Source organism: Micromonospora sp. WMMD967 (genome assembly GCF_029626165.1).
Lineage (GTDB): Bacteria > Actinomycetota > Actinomycetes > Mycobacteriales > Micromonosporaceae > Micromonospora > Micromonospora taraxaci.
In genome coordinates this window covers 5,321,877-5,339,737 of sequence record NZ_JARUBK010000001.1, presented here as the reverse complement: position 1 = coordinate 5,339,737, position 17,861 = coordinate 5,321,877, and the positions used below count along the sequence as shown (strand labels likewise).

Sequence of the window (17,861 nt, the reverse complement as noted above, 5' to 3'; positions counted from 1 at the left end):
TCGTGCCACCATCCACTGCGATGAGGACACCGACTGCGGGTCACGACGTACGCCCTCCGCTGTGGCGGGACCGCACCTTCGGCACGTACTGGGTCGCGCAGTCGCTCTCGGCGGCCGGCGACTCGTTCGCCTACCTCGCGGTGCCGCTGCTGGTGCTCCAGGCCACCGGGTCGGTGGCGCAGATGGGCCTCCTCACCGCCGTCGCGGGTGCGGCGTCCGTCGCCGCCGGGGTCTTCGGCGGGGTACTGGTCGACAGGTACGACCGCCGCACGCTGATGATCGTGGCGGACCTGACCCGGCTGGTGCTCTACGGCCTGGTGCCGGTGGTGTGGCTCGCCGGCCCACAGGTGTGGCTCCTCTTCGTCGTGCTGCCGATCTGCGAGGCGGCCGGCATGGTGTTCCAGGTCGCCGCGGTGACCGCTGTCCGCAACCTCGTCGACCGGGATCGGATCACCGAGGCCAACGGCCGGTTGCAGGCGACGTACGCGGCGGCTGCCGTCCTCGGGCCGCTGCTCGCCGGTGTGGTGGCGGCCCGCTTCGGCCCGGCGACCGCCATCGCCGTCAACGCGGCGAGCTTCGCCCTCTCCGCGGCCGGACTGTGGCTGATCCGTCTGCGACCCGCGCCCGCCGACGCCGCCCCGGTGGCCCGGGAACGCCCGTTGGCCGAGTTCCTCGCCGGGGCGCGGTTCCTGTGGGGACAGCCCGTCCTGCGCGCGCTGACCGTCCTGTTGTCGGTCTTCATCTTCCTGACCTACGGCTTCGTCGACGTGCTGATCTACCACGTCACCCATGACCTGGGCGGCTCCGAGGGCACCGTCGGCACCGTTCTCGGTCTGGCGGCGCTGGGCACTGTCGCCGGTGCGCTGCTGGTGGCCCCGCTGCGCCGGCGACGCGGATTCGGCGCGACCTGGATCGGCGCGCACGCCGTCTGCGGGTTCGCGGTGGCGGGCGTCGGCATCGCGACCAGCGTGCCGGCGGTCACCGCCCTGACAGCGGTGTACCTGTGCTGTCTCAGCATCGGCGGGATCTGCTCGATGTCGCTACGCCAGGAGATCACCCCCGACCACCTGCTCGGCCGGGTGACGTCGGCGTTCTGGAGCACGCACTACGCCCTCGGTCCCGCCGGCGCTGTCGTGCTGACCTGGGCCGCCGCCCGGTTCGGGGTCGCGGCCGTCACGCTGGTGGCGGGAGCGGGGTGCCTACTGGTGGCTGTCGCCGGCCTCTTCACCCCGGTCCGCCGCGCCGGCGCAGAACCGCCTGGTCCGCCTGCCCCGGCCGTGGTGGGTCAGGTTGGTCAGCCACCGGTGAGCAATTCCTCGACGGCCTGAGCTGGCACCGCTCCTGGCCGGTGACTCCCACCCACATGTCCCGCCGCGCCTGTCGAGTTGCCCCAGATCTGGGGCAGTCGGGTCCGTGGCCTCCCACGGGTCCGTGGCCTCCCACGGGTCCGTGGCCTCCCACGGGTCCGTGGCCTCCCACGGGTCCGTGGCCTCCCACGGGTCCGTGGCCTCCCACGGGTCCGTGGCCTCCCACGGGTCCGTGGCCTCCCAGATGGTCGCCGCCGGCATGCCACCGCAAGCGTTTCACTGCCGACGTGTCACTGCCGACGTGTCACTGCCGACGTGTCACTGCCGACGTGTCACTGCCGACGTGTCACCACCCGCACGCGGCTCTCCGCCGACCGGAGCGAACGGCCTGCCCCATTGGTGGGGCAGCTCGACAGGAATCCAACAACACGCCGCGTCCGCCCGCCGCAAACCGGCGTGCGCTGGGCCCCCATTCAGAACTCCTGGTACATGACGTGCAGGCCGACCCGGCCGAGGGTGGGGTGACGGAACGCGCCCGGCACCGTGCCGATCACCGCGAAGCCCTCCCGCCGGTACAGCTCCACCGCCGAGCGGTTGCTCTCCGCGACGGCGTTGAACTGCATGCCCGCGTACCCCTGCTCGCGAGCCCAGGTCAGGGCGTCGCGGCACAGCGCGGTGCCGACGCCCCGGCCCCGGGCGTCGGCGGCGACCATGAAGCTCGCCGTGGCGACGTGCGCGCCCGGCCCTGGTTTGTTGGTGCCCATCTTCGCGGTGCCGAGCACCCGCCCGCCGTCCACCGCGACGACGGTGCGCCCCGGCGAGGCCTCGACCCACACGGCGTACGACTGCTCGGAGGTCATCGCCGGGTCGTAGGTGAAGGTGTCCTGAGCTCCGATCACCTCCCGGATGATCGGCCACACCTGCGACCAGTCCTGGTCGACGAACTCCCGAATCAGCACCGGGGGAGGTTAAGCCCGCGACGAGCCCTCGACAATCGGTTATCCCCTGCCGCCTACGAGGCGAGCGCGGCGATCTCCTCGTCGAGCAGCTCCGCCAGTCGGGCGTGCCGCCCGGGGTTGGTCTGTGCCGTCATGCCGCGGCTGGGCATCTCCACTGTCATCAGCAGGTAGAGGTGCAGCCGGTACAGACCCAGGCGGATACGCGCCGAGGTGTCCAGCAGCAGCGGCTCGGCGGCGGCGGCCCGGTAGCCGCGCAGCAACGGGTGCTCCGGTGTGTCCTCGACGCGCCGGAAGAGCAACGGCGAGACCAGGTCCAGCAGCGGATCGCCGTAGAGGAAGCGCTCGCCGTCCACCAGGCCACGCAGCCGCAGCCGGCCGTCCGCGTCGGGCGCGGCCAGCACGTTGCCGTCCCAGCAGTCGAAGTGCAGCAGCGCCGGGCGACGCACCTCGTCCAGCACGTCGGCGTGTCGCTCCACGAGCGCGTGCAGGCGCTCGGGCGGGAAGGGCAGCCGGACGTCCCAGTCGGACGCGTCGGCGAGCAGCGCGTCGAGCATCGCCGTGAACGCGGCCCGCCAGGTCGACCCGGAAGGCCGGTCGCCGACGTAGCCGAACCGCTCGCCGGTGACCCGGTGCAACGCGGCGAGGGCCGCCCCGAGGTCGTGGCGCGTCGGGCCGTCGTCGACCGCGGCACCGCTTTCGGCCAGGTCGGACAGCGACCGGCCGGGCAGCATCGTGGTGACCAACCATTCGCCGTACGCCGGGTCGACGCCGTGATGCAGCACGGCGGGCGTCGGCACCTGAGGGGCACGCTCGGCGACGAGCCGGAAGTAGTCGGCCTCGGCCACGCAGAGCCCACGCTCGTAGCGCAGCAGCGGCGTCCCGGCCGGCGGCGCCAGCTTCAGCACCACCCGGCGGTCGTCGTCGAGCAACGCCCACCAGACCGTCGCGTATCCACCTCCGGTCAGTGGGCCGGTGTCCCGCACCCGGGCGTGTGGCCCGAACGACGCGCCGACCAGATGCCGCACGTCGGCACTGGTGATGCGCCGTTGGGTCGGGCTGACCCCGGTCACGTCGTCGCGTCTCCCCGCCGCGGGTGCGGCGTCGAGCCGGCGGTGGCACGGACTGAAGGCGGGACGGGCCCGGCGGTGTCCCGGCGGACCAGCTCGGCGGGGAGCACCTCGACCCGGGGCGTCGGCGCCCCGACGCCGAGCACCAGGGACATCGCGCGAGCCCCCATGTCGACGAGAGGCAGTCGCACGGTCGTCAGCGCCGGCGTCACGTCCCGGGCGATCGGCATGTCGTCGAAGCCCACCACCGAGGTCTGCTGCGGCACGGCCAGCCCGCGCGCTCGCAGGGTGGCGAGCGCGCCGATGGCCATCGAGTCGTTGAGCGCCACGATCGCGGTCAGCTCCGGGTCCGCGTCGAGGAGTCGGGCGGTCGCCTCCGCGCCCCCGTCTCGGTCGAACTCCGCGTACCGGATGCGCCGTTCGGGCAGCTCACGGCCCTGTTCGGTGAGGGCCTGGCGGAGGCCGGCCAACCGGTCGGTCGTGGTGGTCAGGATCCGTGGGCCGGCGACGACGCCGATCGCCCGGTGCCCCAGCCCGCACAGCTCCCGACCCGCCAGGTAGCCGCCGGTCCGGTTGTCCGGCATCACCGCGTCGCCGGAGTGCTCGTGCCGGCCGATCACCGCGACCCGCCCGCCGGTGGCCTCGTACGCGGCGAGCTTCTCGTTGAGCTGCCGGGTGAACGCCTCGTCGTGGTAGCCGGAGCCGGCCAGGATCAACGCCGCCACCTGGTGGCCGCGCAGCAGCTCCACGTACTCCAACTCACGGTCCGGGTCCCGGTAGCTGTTGCAGATCATCAACAGTCGGCCCTGGTCGGTGGCGACGCGTTGCAGACCGCGGGTGATCTCGGCGAAGTACGGGTCGGAGACGTCGTGCACGATCACGCCCACCGCGCTGCGGTGCGAGCGGGCCAGCAGTTGGGCGTGCGCGTTCGGCACGTACTGCAACTCGGCGACGGCGGCGAGCACCCGCTCGCGCAGCTCGTCGGTGACCGGTTTGCTGCTGCCGTTGATGACACGGGAGGCGGTGGCGGGTGAGACGCCCGCGCGGCGCGCCACATCGGACAGGGTCGCCATGGCCCGCCCCCTCGATCTGTTGACGGCGTTTCGTCGTGCCGGCTAGCGTCACGGTACCGCAGAGAAAGCCCTTTCCCGCAGGGAGGCCCGGCCGTGTCCGACAGCTTCGCGGTACTCCAACTCGACGAACTTCCCGCCAGACGGTGCTCGTGTGGGACCACCCGCCGAGGCTTCATCGCCGAGAGCGACGGCCAGGCCAGCGTGCACCTGCTCCAGGTGCAGGACGCGGTCACCCACCACCACCGGGTCGCCACCGAGTACTACATCGTGCTCGCCGGCGAGGGCGAGGTCGAGTTGGACGGCGTTCGCCATCCGGCCCGACCGATGTCCGCGTTCCTGATCAAGCCGGGTTGCCGGCACCGGGCCATCGGCGACCTGACCGTGCTGCTGGTGTCGCTGCCGGCGGCGGACGACACCGACGAGTACTTCGATGACTGACCGGTCGGCCCCGCTGCCCGGTGGGATCGGGGTTTCCCGGCTGCGCGTCTACGACACGCTCGCCCCGGACGGGCTGGTCGGCGGCACCCCGCACGTGCACCTGTGCTGCACCGAGGGGTACGTGGTGACCGGCGGCGAGGGCGCGGTGCAGACAGTGACCGCCGCCGGCTTCCGGGAGACGCCACTGCGGCCGGGTGCGGTCGTCTGGTTCGAGCCCGGCACCGTGCACCGCCTGGTCAACGGAGGAGGGCTGACCATCGTGGTGCTCATGCAGAACAGCGGGTTGCCCGAGGCCGGTGACGCGGTCCTGACCTTCCCGCCCGACGTGCTGGCCGACCCGGCCGCGTACGCCGCCGCGGCGGCACTGCCGGACGGGGGAGCGCCGGGCGCCGACGTGCGAGCCGCGTACCGCCGACGTGATCTGGCGGTGACCGGGTTCCATGCGTTGCGGTCCGGCGGGCCGACGGCGTTGGCCGCCTTCCACGCCGCGGCGGTCGCGCTGCGCGAGCCGCTGCTGGCGCGGTGGCGGCAGCGTTGGGAGGCTGGTGCGGGTCGGGCCGCCGCCGACACCGGCGCCCACCTGGACGCGCTGGAGCGGGGGGACCCCCGGCACCTGGGCGAGGCCGGCGTGTACGCGGTGGACGAGCCGGTCGAGCGGGGTCGGCTGGGCATGTGCGGCCTGCTCGACACCTACCCGGCGGCCTCCTAACGCCGTGCCGCACGACGGTCCAGGTTGGACCGGTGAATGATCCACTCGGCTTCGCTGCAATTCGGGGTGTCCGAAGGCCGCCGACAGCCCGGTTTTCCGAAAGTCGAGTCGATCTCGGGGCGGCGGGAGCCGGCTGGGTCGGCGATCGGCGAATACATCGAGGAAAGGCCTTGCCTGGCGTGTGGGTGCCGCCTACGCTCCCAGGAAAGCGTTTGCCTGATCCGCCGACCGGCCCGCTCCCTGAGCGCGGCGCCGGGACCCGAGGAGGTTCCGCGTGATCGAGAACTCTTTGGACACGGCGGGCCAGCGGGCCACCGCCGATCAGGCGGCCGGCGGACGGGATGCCCCCTCCCCGTCGTCGCCCGCGGCGCACAGCGGGCGAGCATCCAGGACGGCCGGTACGGGGGATGGCCGTCCGCCTCGCCCGACGCTCGGTCGCCGGGCGGCGGCCTTCGCCGACTCGCTCTGGCGTCCGGCGCTGGTGCTCGCGGTCCTGTTCGCCGCCTGGTGGTTCGTGGCCGCCCAGGAGTACGTCCCGAACTACCTGGTGCCCACACCCGGTCAGGTCTGGGAGACGATGACCGGTCAGTGGTCCGAACTTGCCCGACACACACTGGTCACCCTGTACGAGACGGTGCTCGGCTTCGTGCTGGCCGCCGCGTTGGGCCTGGCGACCGCGGTCGCCATCGCGTACTCCCGCACCCTGGACAAGGCGCTCTACCCGATCGTCCTGTTCGCACAGGTCATCCCGAAGATCGCCATCGCGCCACTGCTGGTGGTCTGGTTCGGCCTCGGCCTCACCCCGAAGATCATCCTGGCGGTGCTCATCGCGTTCTTCCCGGTGGTCATCTCCGGCGTGGCCGGCCTGCGCGCCACCGACCCTGAGCTGCTCGACCTGGCCGCCACGATGGGTGCCGGTCCGTGGCGCACCTTCCGCAAGATCCGCTTCCCGAACGCGTTGCCGCACCTCATGGCCGGTCTCAAGGTGGCGGTCACCCTCGCGGTGGTCGGTGCCGTGGTCGGTGAGTTCGTCGGCGCCAGCGAAGGGCTCGGCTACGTCCTGTTGCTGGCCAACGGCAACCTCGACGCCCCGCTGCTGTTCGCCGACCTGATCCTGATGTCCGCCATCGGCATCGTCCTGTTCGTCCTGGTCGAGATCGCCGAGGCACTGCTCATCCCGTGGCACGCCAGCCGCCGGGCCGGCGTGTCCCTGACCACCTCCTGACCGACCCCATCACGGAGGCACCGATGAAACGCACCGCCACCACCATCCTGGTCACCGCAGCACTCCTGTTCGCCGCCACCGGCTGCGGTGGGGACGACTCCACCGGCACCACCGGCGCGGACGGCAAGAAGCAGGTCACCCTGACCCTGAACTGGGTGCCCTACGGCGAGCACGCACCGTTCTACTACGGCCTGCAGAACGGCTACTACTCCGCCGAGGGCATCGACCTGAAGATCCTGCCGGGCAACGGCTCGGGCAACACGGTCAAGCAGGTCGCCCAGAAGCAGACCGACTTCGGCTGGGCGGACAGCCCGGTGCTGCTCAAGTCGGTGGCCACCGGGATGCCGGTGCGCAGCCTCGGCGCGTACCTGGAGAAGGGGCCCTCCTCGGTGGAGTTCTTCTCCGAGAAGGCTATCAAGACCCCGGCGGATCTCAAGGGCAAGACCGTCGGGGGCACTCCCGGCGACGCCCTCTACGCGACCTTCCCGGCCTGGCTGGAGAAGAACGGCCTGAAGAAGGACGACGTCAAGGTCGTCAACGTCGACGCCGCCGGCAAGATCGCCGCCTTGGCCGAGGGCAAGGTCGACGCCATCATGGGCTTCTTCCACGACCAGGCGCCCACCATCGAGAGCAAGACCGGCAAGAAGGTCGACGTCCTGCTCTTCGCCGACTACGGGATGAACCTGCTCGGCACCGGCCTGATCGCCAACACCCAGACCCTGCAGAAGGACCCGGAGCTGGCCCGCAAGTTCGTCAAGGCCACCCAGAAGTCCTGGGCCGACGCCGCCCGCGACCCGGCCGGCGCGGTGACCGCGATGGCCGCGCTCGCCGAGAACGAGCCGGCGCCCGAGGTGCTCACCAAGCAACTCACCCTCGTGCTGCCTCTGCTCGGCGGTGAGGGACCGCCCGGGGTGAACACCGAGGAACAGTGGACCGAGACCATCGACCTGATGTCCCGCTACGCGGAGCTGAAGGAACCGGGCGCGCCCAACGCGTACTGGGACTCCTCGTACGCGAAGCAGGGGTGACCCGGTGACCGCCGCGCCGGCAGCGACCGGCACCGCCATCGGGATGTCCGGGGTGACAGTACGGTTCACGTCCCGGCGGTCCCAGACCACCGCCCTGGACGACGTGTCGCTGGACATCGAGCCCGGCGAGTTCGTGACGATCGTCGGCCCGTCCGGCTGCGGCAAGTCCACCCTCCTGAAGATCGTCGCCGGGTTGGTCACCCCGACCAGCGGCGCGGTGTCGCTACTCCAGCGCCCGGTCCGCGGCCCGCAGAAGGAGATCGGCTTCGTCTTCCAGAAGGCCGCGCTGCTGGAGTGGCGCGGCGCCCGGGCCAACATCCTGCTCCAGGCCGAGATGCGCGGCATGGACCGCGCGCAGGCGGCCCGCCGGGCCGACGAGCTGATCGAGATGACCGGCCTGACCGGCTTCGAGAAGGCACTGCCACACGAGTTGTCCGGCGGCATGCAGCAGCGGGTGGCGCTCTGTCGCGCGCTGCTGCACTCCCCGCCGGTGCTGCTCATGGACGAGCCGTTCGGCGCACTGGACGCGCTGACCCGGGAGCAGATGAACGCCGAACTGCACCGGATCTGGCGGGAGACCGGCACCACTGTCGTGCTGGTCACCCACTCCATCGCCGAGGCGGTCTTCCTCGGCACCCGGGTCGTGGTGATGAGCCCCCGGCCCGGCCGGATCATCCGCACCTTCCCGGTCGACCTGCCGGCGCACCGCGACTACGCGTCGGTGATGTCGGATCCCCGTTTCGACCGGCTCGCCACCGACCTGCGTGGGTTGCTCGGCAGCGCGGCCGCCAACCACTGAGCGCGGATCGGCACGACCAGCACGACGGAAGGAACACCATGACCCGCAGGTCGATCGGCATCATCGTCAACGGTGTGACCGGAAGGATGGGCTACCGCCAGCACCTCGTCCGGTCCTTGCTGGCCATCCGTGAGTCCGGCGGCGTGACGCTGGCCGACGGCACGACCGTCTGGCCGGAGCCGGTCCTGGTCGGGCGTAACGAGACGAAGCTCCGCGAGATCGCCGAGCGGCACGGGCTCACCGACTGGACCACCGACCTGACCTCCGCGCTGGCCCGCGACGACGTCGAGATCTACTTCGACGCGCAGGTCACCCAGCAGCGCGAGAAGGCCATCCGGCAGGCCATCGAGGCCGGCAAGCACATCTACACGGAGAAGCCCCTGGCCGAGGACACCGCGGCCGCGCTCGACCTGGCCCGGGCGGCGGACGCGGCCGGCGTACGCACCGGCGTCGTGCAGGACAAGCTCTTCCTGCCGGGTCTGCGCAAGCTCAAGCGCCTCGTCGACGGCGGCTTCTTCGGCCGGATCCTCTCGGTGCGCGGCGAGTTCGGCTACTGGGTGTTCGAAGGTGACTGGCAGCCCGCCCAGCGGCCGTCGTGGAACTACCGGGCCGAGGACGGCGGCGGCATCGTTGTCGACATGTTCCCGCACTGGCACTACGTGCTGGAGGAACTGTTCGGCCGGGTGCGGGCGGTGTCCTGCGTGACTGCCACCCACGTCCCCGAGCGCGTGGACGAGGCCGGTCAGGCGTATCCGGCAACCGCCGACGACGCCGCGTACGCCGTCTTCGAACTCGACGGCGGGATCATCGCGCAGATCAACTCGTCCTGGAACGTGCGGGTGTACCGCGACGAGCTGGTGGAGTTCCAGGTCGACGGCACCGAGGGCAGCGCGGTGGCCGGGCTGCGCAACTGCCGGGTGCAGCACCGGGCGGTCACCCCGAAGCCGGTGTGGAACCCGGATCTGCCCGCCACCGAGGACTTCCGGGCCCAGTGGGCCGAGGTGCCCGACAACGAGGAGTTCGACAACGGCTTCAAGGTGCAGTGGGAGGCGTACCTGCGGCACGTCGTCGCCGGTGAGCCGTTCCGCTGGGACTTCCTGGCCGCGGCACGCGGCGTCCAACTCGCCGAGTTGGGGCTGCGCTCCGCCCGCGAGGGTGCTCGGGTCGAGGTGCCGGAGCTGCGCTCATGACGGCCGAGGTGGTGCCGCCGGTGACGGCCGAGGTGGTGCTGCCGATGTCGGCCGAGGTGGTGCTGCCGATGTCGGCCGAGGTGGTGCTGCCGGGCGGCCGACGGTACCGGCTCACCGGAGGCGGCGGCTTCGCCCGGCCGGCCGCGCCGGCGACCAGCCGGATCGCGTACGCCGCCGCGCACGTGGTCGCCGATCCGACGGCGGAGAACGTGCCGGGTGCCCCGGCGGCCGTCGACTGGGACACCACCCTCGCCTTCCGGCGGCACCTCTGGTCGTACGGGCTGGGGGTCGCCGAGGCGATGGACACCGCGCAGCGGGGGATGGGGCTGGACTACCCGGCCACCCGGGAGTTGATCCGCCGCAGCGCCGCCGAGGCCCGCGCGGTGGGCGGACGGATCGTCGCCGGGGTCGGCACGGACCAGCTGCCGGCAGGTCCGGCGACACTGGCGGCGGTCACCGCCGCGTACCTCGAACAGCTCGCCGACGTCCGCGCGGCCGGCGCCCGCCCGGTGCTGATGTGCAGCCGGCACCTGGCCGCCGCGGCGCGCGGCCCGGAAGACTACCTCCGGGTGTACGACGAGCTGCTGAGCGCCGCCGACGAGCCGGTGGTGCTGCACTGGCTGGGCCCGATGTTCGACCCGGCGTTGACCGGCTACTGGGGTGCCGTCGACCTGGACCTGGCCGCCGACACGGTCGTGGAGCTGATCAAGGCCCACCGGTCGAGTGTGGACGGCATCAAGGTGTCGCTGCTGGACGCCGACCGGGAGGTCGCGCTGCGCCGCCGGCTCCCCGCCGGGGTGCGCCTCTACACGGGTGACGACTTCCACTACCCGGAGCTGATCCGGGGCGACGAGGTGGGTCACTCCGACGCGCTGCTCGGGGTGTTCGCGGCCATCGCGCCGGCCGCCGCCGCCGCGCTCGCGGCCCTGGACCGGGGGGACCTGGCCGCGTACGACGAGATCTTCGCACCGACAGTGCCGCTGGCCCGGCACCTGTTCGCGGCCCCGACCTGGCACTACAAGACGGGGATCGTGTTCCTGGCCTGGCTGGCCGGGCACCAGGACCACTTCACCATGGTCGGCGGCGCGCAGTCCGGCCGGTCCCCGGCGCACCTGGCCACCCTGCTCACCCTGGCCGACGCGGCCGGGCTGCTGCGGGACGCCGACCTGGCGGCGGCCCGGGCGCGGGCGTTCTTCACGGTCGCGGGGGTGGCCCAGTGAGCGCGAGGAGTGAGCCGGGTTTGCGAGCCCCGCAGTCGGGAGCGGAGACCAGCTCAGTTGGTCTCACGCGCTTCTCGTTCAACCAGGCCACCGCCCAACGTTGGCCGCTGCCGGACGTGGTGGCCGGCTGCGTGGCGGCCGGGGTGCCGGGCATCGGGTTGTGGCGCGAGCCGGTCGCCGAGTACGGGTTGGCCCGGTCGGCGAAGCTGGTCCGCGACGCGGGTCTCACCGTCACCTCGCTGTGCCGGGGTGGTTTCTTCTCCGCCGACGGCTGGCGCGCGGAGAACCTGCGGGCCATCGAGGAGGCGGCCACACTGGGCGCCCCGGAGTTGGTGTTGGTGTCCGGTGGGCTGCCGCCTGGCAGCCGGGACATCGACGGCGCCCGGCAGCGGGTCGCCGACGCGATCGGGGAGTTGGCCCCGCCCGCCGAGGCCGCCGGGGTGCGGCTGGCGATCGAGCCGCTGCACCCGATGTTCGCCGCCGACCGCTGCGTGATCGCCACCCTGGGCCAGGCGCTCGACATCGCCGAGCGGTTCGACCCGTCGGTGGTCGGCGTTGTCGTGGACGCGTACCACGTCTGGTGGGACGACACGGTGTACGCGCAGATCGCGCGGGCCGGCGAGTGGATCGCCGCGTTCCAGGTCTGCGACTGGGTGACGCCACTGCCGGAGGGGGTGCTGCTCGGCCGGGCGCTGCCGGGCGACGGGTGCATCGAGTTGCGCCGGTTGCGCGAGGCGGTGGACGCGGCCGGTTACGTCGGCCCGATCGAGGTGGAGGTCTTCTCCGCCGAGGTGTGGGCGCGCCCGGGTGCCGAGGTGCTGGACGCGGCGGTGGCCGGCTACCTGCGCCACGTTGCCTGAGACTGCCGGCCGACGCTGGCCGGCGGCGGTCGGCGCGTGGCTGGGAATCGGCACCGCACCTGCCACGCTGGTGCTCGGCGCGGCGATGGCCGCCCGGCACGGCGGGGCGGTGCCGGTGGCGGGTCTGCTGCTCGGTGGGGCGCTGATGGCGGTGCTGCTCTGGGGGCAGGGCCGCATCGGTCTGCGCCGGCCGCTCGGCGACGGCGGGACGCTGACCGCGGTGCTGCCCGCGTACCTGGGGAACACCTCGCGGGTGCTGCTGGCGGCGGTGCTGACCGTGTCGATGGTCGGGTGGAACGGGTTCAACGTCGGGCTCGGCGGGGCCTCGCTGGCCGCGTTGACGCACCTGCCGGGCTGGGCCGGGCCGGCCCTGTTGGAGGTGGCGGTCCTCGCCGTCTCCTGGGCCCCGGCCCGACTCGGCAACCGGATCGCGGTGGTCACCACGCTCAGCGCGGTCGTGCTGGTCGGCTGGTGCCTGGCCGTGCTGCCTCCGCCCGGCGCGCCCGTTCGGCTCGCCTTCGGTGGGTTCGCGGACGCCGCCGCGCTGATCGGCTACGCGGCGGTGTTCGCGTTGCGCGCACCCGACTTCAGCGTCGGCCTCGCCCGTCGGCGGGACCTGCTCTGGTGCGTGGGGCTGCTGATCGGGCCGGCGCTGCTCGGGGTGATCGCCGGTGCCGGTCTGTGGCTGCGCACCGGCGAGGCGGACGTGGTCGCTCTGCTCGCCGCCGGGTCGGGCCTGGCCGCGTACGCGAATCTGTTCGTCGCGGTGGCGGTCTTCGCCGCTGCGCTGACCACCACGTACTCCGGTTCGTTGGCGTTGCGCGGCCTGGCGCCCCGGGTGCCGGCGCGGGCGGCGATGCTCGCCGTCGCGGTGCTCGGTGGCCTGCTGGCGGTGGCGCGCTTCGACCGCCTGGTGCTGCCCTGGCTGACGCTGCTGGCCGCTGCGCTGCCGGTGCTGGTGGTGCCGATGGCGACCGAGGCCGCCGCCCGTCGACGCGGTAGCGTGCCGCGGACCGTGCCGGCCTGGTGCTGGGTGCCGCCGGCACTGTTGGCGGTGGCCTGCACGCTTGCCGGCGTGGGTGTCGCCCCGCTGCTCGGTCTGGCCCTGGCCGGGGCGTGCACAGTGCTCTGGCGGCGGCGGGGCGCTCGGTGACGTCGCTCAGGAGTCGCCGCGGTGGTCAGCCCACTCGTGCTCCAGGATGGACATGTCGTGGGCGTCGACCCACTCGCCGTCGAAGCACAGCGCGTGGCGTCTGGTGCCCTCGTGGACGAAGCCGATCTTCTCGTAGACGTGTCGGGCGCGGGGATTGAAGTCGAAGACCTCCAACCCCACCCGATGCATCCCCAGCTGGTCGAAGGCGTAGCCGAGGACGAGCCGGGCGGCCTCGGTGCCCAGTCCACGACCGCGGCCCTCCGGCCCGACCATGGTGCGGAAGTTGACGCTGCGGGCGTCGGGGTCCCACGAGTTGAGGACGACCTCGCCGACGACGCGATCTGTCGCTTTGTCCACGACGACCAGGTCGAGTCGGTCGTCGGCGGCGCCCCGTGAGCCGTACCAGTCGCGGCTGCGCTCCAACGGTGGAGGCACTCCGAGATCGGCGCTGCTGGTCACACTGCCGGTCAGGCGGGCCACGTCGGGATCAGCCATCACCGCGGTCATGGCTTCGGCGTCGTCGGCGGTCGGCGGCCGCAGCGTGACCAGGTTGCCGGTCAGGGTCGGCTTGTGGCTGAGATCGGTCATCGGGTTCTCCCCCGTGGACTCCCGGATGTCACGGCCTGGCCGCCTGACCTTAGTCGGTCGAGGTCGGGGGTGAGCAACCACATTCGACCTGTGCGGCTGGCGTACCTGCCGAAGCTGGCCTTGGCCGGCGCGTCCGCCCTGCTCCGGCGGCATCGGCAAAACATGATCTAGGCGTGGCCGGTGGAACGTGATCTTATACGCACCAGCGATCCGAAACACTCTCCGAACCCTCGATTAACCGTCGGCGGGTTAGGTGGGGGAGCGCTCCCATGAGCGGGTCGCGATCGGAACAGTGCTCCACAAAGGAGCCATCGAAAGGAGCCTCGTGGCAACCAGCACGAGCGGAAACAGGGTGCGAAGACTAGCGATACCGACGCTGGTCCTCGCCCTGGTCACCGGAACCATCGGCGTCGCGGGATCGGCGTCGGCGGCACCCGCAGGACCGTCGGGTGGCGGCAGCGCCGGCTACTTCACCGCCGGGTCCGACAAGAAGGTCACCCTGACCGACGGCGCCGACCGCCGGCCGGGCGGCAGGAAGGCTGCCGACCAAAAGGCCGCTGGGGACGAGACCCGTCCCGGCATGTACATCGTCGAGCTGGCCGAGGAGCCCCTGACCTCGTACGCCGGCGGCTCGGCCGGGCTGGCGCGGACCCGCCCGCAGGCGGGTGACCGGCTGGACGTGACGTCGGCACCGGCACGGGCCTACCGCGGTCACCTCGACGCCCAGCGCAGCGCCGTCGCCGCCGCCGCGAAGGTGCAGGTCACCGCCTCGTACACCACCGCCTTCAACGGGTTCTCCGCGAAGCTGACCGCCCAGCAGGTGACCGCGTTGCGGGCGGACAAGCGCGTCCGCGCCGTCACCGCCTCACGGGCGCTCGGCACCCCGACGCCTCCGCCGACCGCGCCGGCCCCCAGCGCCCCCGCCCCCAGCGCCCCGGGCACGCCGACTCCTGGCGAGCTGGACCAACCGGCAGGAGCGGATTCCGCCGGCAAGCCGGACAAGCCTGGTAAGCCCGGTAAGCCCGGTAAGCCCGGCCCCGGTACCGGCGCGGGCATGGTCATCGGCGTCCTGGACACCGGCATCTGGCCGGAGAGCGCGTCGTTCGCCAAGAAGATGCCCGCCCCGGCGAGCTGGCGCGGCACCTGTCAGACCGGTGTCGCCTTCGTCGCCGAGCACTGCAACGGCAAGATCGTCGGCGCCCGGTACTTCGCCGACTCGTGGCTGGCCTACGGCGGCACGGTGCCCGAGGGTGAGTTCCTGTCCCCCCGCGACCTGTCCGGGCACGGCACGCACACCGCCTCCACCGCTGCCGGTCTGCCGCTGCCCAACGTGACGATCGACGGCCGCCGCTTCGGCCCGGTCTCCGGGGTTGCCCCGGACGCCCAGATCGCCGTCTACAAGGTGCTCTGGGGTGGCATGGGCTACGACGCCGACATCATCGCCGGCATCGACGCCGCCGTCGCCGACGGCGTGCAGGTCATCAACTTCTCGATCGGCTCCCAGCTCGGCGACTGGGAGGCCAACACCCCCATCGGCATCGCGTTCCTCAACGCCACGCTGGCCGGGGTCTTCGTGGCGGCGTCGGCGGGCAACACCGGCATCGTGAGCGGGGCGATCAGCAACGCGGCGCCGTGGGTGACCACCGTCGGCGCGGCGGTGACGAAGCTCGACGAGGCGACGGTCAAGCTGGGCGACGGCACCAAGCTCGTCGGCGGTTCGCTGGACGCCCTGCCCGGTGGCGATCCGCGGCCGATGGTCTTCGGCGATCAGGCCGGCTCGCCCGACCTGGGCGCGGTCTACTGCGAGCCCGGCAGCCTCGACCCGGCCAAGATCAAGGGCAAGGTCGTCGCCTGCGCGCTGTCCGACATGTTCGGCTCCGCCGCCGAGATCAAGGCCAAGGGCGGCGCGGCGATGGTGGTGTTCGACCCGGTCGGCAACTACCGGATCAACTCCATCTTCAACTTCCCGGTGGTCTACCTGCCGACCGAGAAGCAGGCCGGCTCGCTCTTCAACTACCTGATGCGCCACCCCACCGACGCGAAGGTCTCCCTGCGCAGTGGCGGTGACGGCTCCAGCGTCCCCGGCCTGCCCAGCGTGGCGGACTTCTCCTCCACCGGCCCGGACAAGGTGACCCTCGGCGTCTTCAAGCCGGACCTCGTCGCGCCGGGGTCGAACATCATCGCCGCGGTCTCGCCGGCAGGCAACTTCGGGCGGAACTACGACGCGTACTCCGGCACCTCGATGGCCTCGCCGTACGTGGCCGGCGCAGCAGCGATCCTGCGCGCCACCCACCCGGAGTGGTCACCCGGCACCGTCGCCTCCGCGCTGCGGACCACCGCCACCGACACCGTCGGCACCAGCGATCCCCTGGAGCAGGGCAGCGGGTTCATCAACCTGGCCAAGGCCACCGACCCCGGCCTGGTCATCCAACCGACGGCGGCGGAACTGGTCACGTTCAGCGAGACGGCCCAGCCCGACGGCAAGGAGCTCAACCTGCCGGCCATCTCGTTGCGCGAGTACGACGGCACCCGCCCGGTGACCGTCACCCGCACCCTGACCAACGTGGGCAAGACGAAGGAGACCTACCGTTCGTCGGTGTCCGGCCTGCCCGGCATGAAGGTCACCGTGTCCCCAGCATCGGTGACGCTGGCGCCCGGCACGTTCGCGACGGTGACCATCACCGTGCGTCGGGGCAGCGCGCCCTGGGACCGCTACGTGACCGGCTCGATCACCTGGCAGGGCAAGGCGCACAGCGCCCGGATCCCGGTCGCCGCCCGACCGTGGGGCATCACCCCCCGGCCGTACGCCGACGACGGCGAGGAGTTCGGCCGGATGACCAACGGTGCGTTCGGCTCGCTCCAGCCCGGCTTCACCGGACCGTTCGCCGGCCGCAGCACCGGTTACACGCCGATGCAGCGGACGTCGTACTCGATGCCGGCCGGCGTCTACGGCGGCGTGTTCGACCCGACGGCCACCGGAGTGAAAAAGGTCGACTTCACGGTACCGGCGAACACCGCAGGCATCGTGGTCGAGACCACCACCGACGACCCGAACACGAACCTCGACCTGTACCTGTACAAGGGCGACGAGCTGATCTACAGCAGCGACAGGTACTGGACCAGCGCGGAGCAGGCCTACAAGTTCCTGCCCGAGCCGGGGCGCTACACCGCGTACGTGTTCGCGCAGTACCCCGGTGGTCCGGTCGTCGACTTCCAACTCGGGCACGCCGTCATCAGCCGAAACGCCACGTATGCGGGTGCCACGCTGGAGACACCCTCCACGGTGGAGCGGGGGATGACGTACGGGTTCACGCTGAAGCCGAAGAAGCCGCTGGCCGACGGCGACTTCTGGGCGTACACCGAGTGGAACACCAGCGGCACTGTCATCCCCGGCAATCTGGTCTACACGCAGCAGAGTTCCTGGGAGTAGGCGTTGGTCGCGACCGAGACCCGGTGAACGGGGTCGGTCAGGGCTGGGCCGGCTCAGGTTCGGGCGGGGTGGACGCGCGGGCCTCCACCTGCCGGAGCGGTCCTGGACGCGGCGGCCGCTGGCCGTCCCCTTTGGTTGGCCCGGCATGTTGATGTGAGCGGTATACCTCAGAGGTATAAGTATGACTCTGAGGTATACCGCTCACTACCGTATCCGCCCCCAGGGAGGTGACCGACGGTACCTAGGTCAACGCCTCATCGTTCCGTCACCGTCAGACTGTCATTCGCTCGATGAAGGCATGGCGCGAGCTGACGTCGCCCAGCGGCAGGGCACTCAGTTCGTAGCCGAGCTGGGTGTAGGCGGTGACCATGGCGTCGTGGGTGCGCACCGCCTCGGCGAAGTCCTGGTGTCGTTCGCTGTCGTTGGCGTATATCGCCGGCCACGGCGGGGCGACGAAGACACGCCGGTGGTAGCGGAACTGCCGTGCCGCCGCCGCCACGTGGTCCGGTACGGGCCAGCCGAGCAGGAGGTAGTAACCGAGTACGTCCGGGATCCCGCGATCGAAGAAGACCGGGCCGGTGTGCTGGCTGGCTTGGCGGTAGGAGCGGATCTCCCAGCTCAGCGTGATCTCGGCGTACAGCCGCGAATCCGCGCCGTGCAGGGCCTGACCACCGATCTGGAGCTGGTCCTGGATGATCTGTCGCCCGGCTTCCTCGACGCAGGCATGTCCGGCACTCCGCAGGCTGTCGAGCAGCGTGGTCTTGCCGGATCCCGGCCCACCCGTGATGACGACGTACCGATTGCTCACGCGGGCT

Annotated in this window: 16 protein-coding genes; 11 read left to right on the top strand and 5 right to left on the bottom strand. The window is 71.9% G+C overall.

Annotation, left to right across the window (positions count from 1 at the left end; all coding sequences use genetic code 11):
* Positions 1–20 precede the first annotated feature (20 nt).
* Complete coding sequence (locus O7631_RS24195) at positions 21–1,328, top strand: MFS transporter (RefSeq protein WP_278146329.1); 1,308 nt, start codon at positions 21–23, stop codon at positions 1,326–1,328.
* Positions 1,329–1,780: 452 nt separating this feature from the next.
* Here the strand turns inward: O7631_RS24195 and O7631_RS24190 are convergent, their stop codons facing one another.
* From O7631_RS24190 to O7631_RS24180, 3 genes are read right to left on the bottom strand one after another with little or no spacing between them, the layout of a single operon-like run.
* Positions 1,781–2,266: a GNAT family N-acetyltransferase gene (locus O7631_RS24190; RefSeq protein ID WP_278146328.1), complete on the bottom strand. Its 486-nt coding sequence runs from the start codon at positions 2,264–2,266 to the stop codon at positions 1,781–1,783.
* Positions 2,267–2,319: 53 nt separating this feature from the next.
* A complete protein-coding gene (locus O7631_RS24185; protein WP_278146327.1) occupies positions 2,320–3,336 on the bottom strand; it encodes an aminoglycoside phosphotransferase family protein in 1,017 nt (338 codons plus the stop codon).
* On the bottom strand, positions 3,333–4,406 hold the full coding sequence (locus O7631_RS24180) for a LacI family DNA-binding transcriptional regulator (protein ID WP_278146325.1): 1,074 nt from the start codon (positions 4,404–4,406) through the stop codon (positions 3,333–3,335). Before O7631_RS24180 ends, O7631_RS24185 begins: the two co-directional genes overlap by 4 nt.
* A 93-nt stretch (positions 4,407–4,499) precedes the next feature.
* Here O7631_RS24180 and O7631_RS24175 point away from each other — a divergent pair, with 93 nt between their 5' ends.
* The 9 genes from O7631_RS24175 (at position 4,500) to O7631_RS24135 (ending at position 13,028) form a co-directional block, all read left to right on the top strand.
* On the top strand, positions 4,500–4,844 hold the full coding sequence (locus O7631_RS24175; protein WP_088989292.1) for a cupin domain-containing protein: 345 nt from the start codon (positions 4,500–4,502) through the stop codon (positions 4,842–4,844).
* A complete protein-coding gene (locus tag O7631_RS24170; RefSeq protein ID WP_278146324.1) occupies positions 4,837–5,553 on the top strand; it encodes a cupin domain-containing protein in 717 nt (238 codons plus the stop codon). The genes O7631_RS24175 and O7631_RS24170 overlap by 8 nt, the downstream gene beginning before the upstream one ends.
* Before the next feature lie 274 nt (positions 5,554–5,827).
* Entirely contained in the window at positions 5,828–6,778 is a 951-nt protein-coding gene (locus tag O7631_RS24165) for an ABC transporter permease (protein WP_278146323.1), read from the top strand.
* Between the two features lie 23 nt (positions 6,779–6,801).
* Positions 6,802–7,806, top strand: coding sequence for an ABC transporter substrate-binding protein (locus tag O7631_RS24160; RefSeq protein WP_278146322.1), 1,005 nt, complete (start codon positions 6,802–6,804; stop codon positions 7,804–7,806).
* Between the two features lie 4 nt (positions 7,807–7,810).
* Positions 7,811–8,605 carry an ABC transporter ATP-binding protein gene (locus O7631_RS24155; protein WP_278146321.1) on the top strand — a complete coding sequence of 265 codons (795 nt, stop codon included), beginning with the start codon at positions 7,811–7,813 and terminating at the stop codon, positions 8,603–8,605.
* 38 nt (positions 8,606–8,643) lie between these two features.
* Entirely contained in the window at positions 8,644–9,795 is a 1,152-nt protein-coding gene (locus tag O7631_RS24150) for a Gfo/Idh/MocA family oxidoreductase (RefSeq protein WP_278146320.1), read from the top strand.
* Positions 9,796–9,863: 68 nt separating this feature from the next.
* Positions 9,864–11,015 (top strand): dihydrodipicolinate synthase family protein, encoded by a 1,152-nt coding sequence (locus O7631_RS24145; RefSeq protein WP_278148013.1) that lies wholly within the window; start codon positions 9,864–9,866, stop codon positions 11,013–11,015.
* Positions 11,016–11,035: 20 nt separating this feature from the next.
* Positions 11,036–11,875, top strand: a complete 840-nt coding sequence (locus tag O7631_RS24140; RefSeq protein WP_278146319.1) for a sugar phosphate isomerase/epimerase family protein — start codon at positions 11,036–11,038, stop codon at positions 11,873–11,875.
* A complete protein-coding gene (locus tag O7631_RS24135; protein WP_278146318.1) occupies positions 11,868–13,028 on the top strand; it encodes a hypothetical protein in 1,161 nt (386 codons plus the stop codon). Before O7631_RS24140 ends, O7631_RS24135 begins: the two co-directional genes overlap by 8 nt.
* Before the next feature lie 6 nt (positions 13,029–13,034).
* Here O7631_RS24135 and O7631_RS24130 read toward each other — a convergent pair whose 3' ends face one another.
* A complete protein-coding gene (locus O7631_RS24130) occupies positions 13,035–13,616 on the bottom strand; it encodes a GNAT family protein (protein WP_278146317.1) in 582 nt (193 codons plus the stop codon).
* A gap of 352 nt (positions 13,617–13,968) precedes the next feature.
* Between O7631_RS24130 and O7631_RS24125 the strand changes: the two genes are divergently transcribed.
* Entirely contained in the window at positions 13,969–17,046 is a 3,078-nt protein-coding gene (locus tag O7631_RS24125) for a S8 family peptidase (RefSeq protein WP_278146316.1), read from the top strand.
* A 271-nt stretch (positions 17,047–17,317) separates the two neighbouring features.
* Here the strand turns inward: O7631_RS24125 and O7631_RS24120 are convergent, their stop codons facing one another.
* Positions 17,318–17,854, bottom strand: coding sequence for an AAA family ATPase (locus O7631_RS24120; RefSeq protein WP_278146315.1), 537 nt, complete (start codon positions 17,852–17,854; stop codon positions 17,318–17,320).
* Positions 17,855–17,861 lie beyond the last annotated feature (7 nt).